3 protein-coding genes are annotated in these 4,754 nt (G+C 57.8%); 1 reads left to right on the forward strand and 2 read right to left on the reverse strand.

From position 1 onward, the window contains the following. Positions 1 to 999: acyltransferase (locus tag ACF8AM_RS23200; RefSeq protein ID WP_392557933.1), on the forward strand; the 999-nt coding region annotated here is incomplete at its 5' end. Here ACF8AM_RS23200 and ACF8AM_RS23205 read toward each other — a convergent pair. Both ACF8AM_RS23205 and ACF8AM_RS23210 read right to left on the reverse strand, forming a co-directional pair. Beyond that, positions 996 to 2,222: a pyrophosphate--fructose-6-phosphate 1-phosphotransferase gene (locus ACF8AM_RS23205; protein ID WP_392557934.1), complete on the reverse strand. Its 1,227-nt coding sequence runs from the start codon at positions 2,220 to 2,222 to the stop codon at positions 996 to 998. The genes ACF8AM_RS23200 and ACF8AM_RS23205 overlap by 4 nt on opposite strands. A 341-nt stretch (positions 2,223 to 2,563) precedes the next feature. Further along, positions 2,564 to 4,754, reverse strand: a 2,191-nt coding sequence (locus tag ACF8AM_RS23210) for a pyruvate carboxylase (protein WP_392557935.1), incomplete at its 5' end; no start/stop codon positions are given.

A 4,754-nucleotide genomic window follows, 5' to 3' on the forward strand; every position in this document is an offset into this window, starting at 1 on the left:
ATCGATGTGATGCGTGCACCGTGGGGAACGACCGAGTTCGTCGCTGGGTTGCTGCAAATCGAAGTCGATCAAGAGGATGTCGAATCTGGGCGTGAAGAGATCGCTGCGAAGATGGGCTTCACGTTGTTTGAGTCGCCAGCGGATCAGGCTGCCGCACCAGGAATGAGTGCGGCGGACTGGAGCGGATTGATGTTTCTGTTGTTTGAGTTTCCGGCGACCGGGCACCTGTGGTTTCTTTGGTTCTTGTGCTTCTTGGTGGCTGGGTTCGTGATCGTCATGGCGGCTACGCCGCGATCGCTGAAGTCACGCTGGAACGCGGCGGCACTGGCCAGTTCACCAGGTTGCCTGCTCTGGTTGATTCCGCTGACGATGTTGGCTCAATGGTTCATGCGGCACGAAGGTTTTGGGCCGGCCACCTCGGTCGGCTTGCTTCCCATCCCATCGGTGCTGTTGTACTACGCGTTGTTCTTTGGCTTTGGTGCGATCTACTTTGTCGCGGATGATCGCGAAGGTCGCCTGGGTCACGGGTGGAGGATCAGTTTGCCGTTGTCGCTCACTGTGTTGCTTGCGATCGGTTGGATGCTGAAGAGCCAAACATCGGGCGGCGGATTGTTCGCGTCCGTGTTGGTTCAATCCGCTTACGCCTGGATCGTGTCCTTCGGCATGATTGGGATGTTTCGAAGCGTGTTTGCTCATCCCAGTCGCACGCTGCGATACCTGTCTGATTCGAGCTACTGGTTGTACCTCGCTCACCTTCCGCTGGTGATGTATTTGCAGTACTGGGTGCGAGATTGGCAGGTCTCTTGGAGCGTCAAATTCGCGGCCGTCAGTGCGATCTCCTGTGTGGTGCTGTTGCTCAGCTATCAAGTCTTCGTTCGGTACACACCGATCGGATGGTTGCTCAACGGGAAGCGACAATCAACCGTGCCAAATGTGAACGAGCCGAGCACGAATGACGCGCCCGGCTCGGAAGTTGTTGCTGCTCAGCTCGTTCGTTAGTGAGACGTTTCCAGGACTTCGCCTTTGGGTTGTCCCATCTGTGAGAGCAGGTCACCAAACCAGTCCACGTTGATGTCGAAGGGTTTGCCGCCGGCGATGCGTTCAAACTCGATGGCACGAAGTTCGTTGTTCTGGTCTTCGTCTTCTCCGACCACACCACCGATGCCTTGCAATGCACACTCGACCGCCTTTTTAGCACAGCGACCGATCAAGGCGATGTCTTCCGCGTTGGCGGCGGCGGCACGACTGAAGTAACCGCTCTTTTGCACGAGTGTTTTCTCGGCGCCCAACATGTCCGCGAATTGTTTTCCGAACCATTTGCCAGGGTTCACGGCGTCCAGTTTGTAGTGGCCGAATGCATCTTTGGGGACGCTTTCGCCACGCGATTCCATTTCTTTGACGATGGTGTCCACGCCGGCACCTTCGGAGATGAAGATGTTGACGCAATCGATCTCGTCCATGATTGCTCGCAGGCGGTTGGCTTCTTCTTCGAGATCGAAACTCATCTCAGGAACGAACACACCGTGCACGTCGCGACGTTCTTGGCTGAGTCCCATCTCGGGCAAGAAGTGGAGCGTTTGCAAACGTTCGCGATACTTGGCGGCGGTGGCAGCGGTCAACCAGCCACAGTTGCGACCCATGACTTCGTGAACAATCAACATGCGCGGGTTGGCGTTGTGTTCGCCGACCACGTTCTCGAAGAACTTGGCGCCTTCTTCCGCGGCGGTCCACGCACCGAGGCTTTGTTGGATGGGGATGACGTCGTTGTCGATGGTCTTGGGCAGACCGACCACGGTCAGTTGGTATTCGTGCTTGGCCAAATAAGCGGCCAAATCCGCGGCGGTTGTGTTTGTGTCGTCGCCACCGATGGTGTGCAACACATCGACTTCATCCGATTGCAATCGCTCCGCAGCAACCTGCAATGGGTCTTGGCCTTCCTTGACCAAGCCGCGTTTGACGCAGTCGGCGACGTTGGTGAGCTTGACCCGGCTGTTGCCGATTGGGCTGCCGCCGTGTTGATGCAAGATTGCCGCGTTTTTCCGCGAGTGGTCGTCGACGACAAAGCTGTCACCGAGCAGCAAACCTTTGTACCCGGATCGGTAGCAGACGATTTCAATTTCAGGAGCTTGCTCTGTATAGGCTTCAATCAGGGCTCCGATGGCCGACGACAGACACGGGGCCAAGCCACCAGCGGTAAGGATTCCGACACGTTTGATCGACATGAGGTTGGTTCCGAAAGCTCAAAGGGCGCGAACGCGTGAATTTTCCAAGAGCCTATCGAATCATCGGATTTTCGTCGCCCCGTCAGGAGTGGTGAAGGTCGCTTTGATGTCGATATTCGCGATCTTGAATTCACCCTCCTGAGCGCAGAGGACGTGCTGTCATTAAGTGTCGTGTTGCCAAGCGTTTATCATCACCCTCCCCCTGGGAGGGCCGAGCATCGGAACCAGCGCGTACTGCCCTCCTCGGCGGCCTAGGGCCGACCGACCCTCCCACGGCTTCGCCGCGGGAGGGTGAATTCAACTTAGCGAACGCAAAAGCGAATCTTCGCCCCGCGATTCCCTCACTCCACCACCGCCAGCAGATCACCGGCTTCGACTTGAGTTCCTGGAGGTGTATGGATTTTGGTGACGACACCGTCGGCAGGAGCGTTGATGGTGGTTTCCATTTTCATGGCTTCGAGAACCAACAGCTTCTGGCCAGCCTTCACTTTTTCGCCTTCGGTGGCCGCGACCGTGATCACCATACCGGGCATCGACGCGGCGACGTGAGTGGCATCCGAAGGATCGGCTTTCACAGCGGCTTTGACATCGACTTCCAAGGATCGGTCGATGACGGACACTTCTCGAGGTTGACCGTTGAGTTCGAAGAACACAGTCCGCGTCCCGTCCGGATACGGTTGTCCAACGGCTAAGTATTTGACGATCAGTCGCTTGCCAGGTTCGATGTCGACCGCGATCTCGTCGCCAGGTTCTTGACCATAGAAAAAGTTCGGCGTCGGCAGCGCAGCCACATCGCCGTAGGTGTTGCGATGCTGCGAGTACTCCTCAAACACCTTGGGGTACAGCAAGTACGTCACCGCATCGCGATCACTGGGGGCTTCGTGAGTGAGTTCGGCCGCTTTCGCTTTGGCGGCCCCCAGGTCCGCGGGTGGCATCGATGCACCAGGGCGTTCCAGCACGGGGGCTTGGTCGCCGAGGATCTTGCGCATGACTTTTTCGGGGAAGCCACCCGGTGGTTGGCCCATCCGACCGCCGATCAGGTCCAAAACACTGGCGGGAAATGCGAGAGCTTTGTTGGTTGTCAGAACGTCTTCCGCGGACATCTCATTGGCAACCAAGAACAACGCCATGTCGCCAACGGCTTTGCTGGTGGGAGTCACTTTCACGATGTCGCCGAACAACCGGTTCACGTCCGCATAGGCGCGGCAGACTCCGGCCCATTGGTCGGCCAAGCCCAACGCACGAGCTTGCTGAAACAGATTCGTGTATTGTCCGCCAGGCATCTCGTGATCGTACAAGTCACCCGTTGCCGGCAAGACATCGCTTTCAAACGGTTTGTAAAATTCGCGAGCGGCTTGCCAGTAGGTTGCCAACTGAGTCAGCGATTCACTGTCCAACGGAGATTCGCGATCGGTGAAACGAAGGGCTTCGACCAGCGTGTTCAGGTTCACTTGGCTGGTTCCGCCTGACAATGGTGCGAGTGCCGCGTCCGCGATTTGCAGGCCTTCCCCGGCGGCGGCCATCAATGTGGATGCCTGAATTCCCCCGGTGTCGTGAGTGTGCAAGTGAATTGGCAAGTCGACTTCGTCGCGCAAGGCACGCAGCAGTTTCACCGCTGCGGCGGGTTTGAGCAGCCCAGCCATGTCCTTGATCGCGATCATGTGAGCGCCACCGGCCTGCAGTTTCTTCGCCAGATCGACGTAGTACTTCAGGTCGTACTTGGTCCGCCGGGGATCTTGCAGGTCGCCGGTGTAGCAGATCGATGCTTCGCAGATGCCGCCTTCTTCGATCACAGCGTCCATCGCCACACGCATGTTTTCTTCCCAGTTGAGCGCGTCGAACACTCGGAAGACATCCATGCCGGCTTGGACCGCTTCGCGAACGAATAGTCGCACGACGTTGTCGGGATAGTTGGTGTAGCCCACCGCGTTGCTGGCTCGCAGCAGCATTTGCGTCAGGATGTTGGGGACCGCTTCGCGCAGGTCCGCAAGACGTTGCCATGGCGATTCCTTGAGGAACCGCATCGACGTGTCAAACGTGGCTCCACCCCACATTTCAAGTGAGAACAATTGCGGGGCCAGGTGGGCGTAGGCTGGCGCGATACGGAGCATGTCATCGGTGCGAACTCGCGTGGCCAGCAACGATTGATGCGCGTCACGCATCGTGGTGTCCGTGATGAGCAGGCCTTTCTGATCGCGAATCCAGCTCACCAAACCCTCGACGCCTTCTTCTCGCAAAATGTCAGCGGTTCCGCGAGGTGGCTTGGACGCCGATGGGATCTCGGGAACGGGAGCCGGCTCGCGGCGGACGGCAGGCGGGCGTCCCGTGACAAGCGGGTTGCCGTTGACGATCGTTTCGCCCAGGAACGTCAGCAGTTTGGTGGCTCGGTCGCGCCGGCGTGGTAAACGGAACAGTTCCGGAGTCGTGTCGATCAAAAGTGTCGTGGCTTCGACATCCAACAACGAGGGATGATTTACCATCCGACTAAGAAAACGAATGTTCGTAATCACGCCGAGGAATCGCAAATCCAGC

Origin of the sequence: Rhodopirellula sp. JB055, from assembly GCF_043100905.1 — a bacterium.
In the GTDB taxonomy this organism is placed as follows: Bacteria; Planctomycetota; Planctomycetia; order Pirellulales; family Pirellulaceae; genus Rhodopirellula.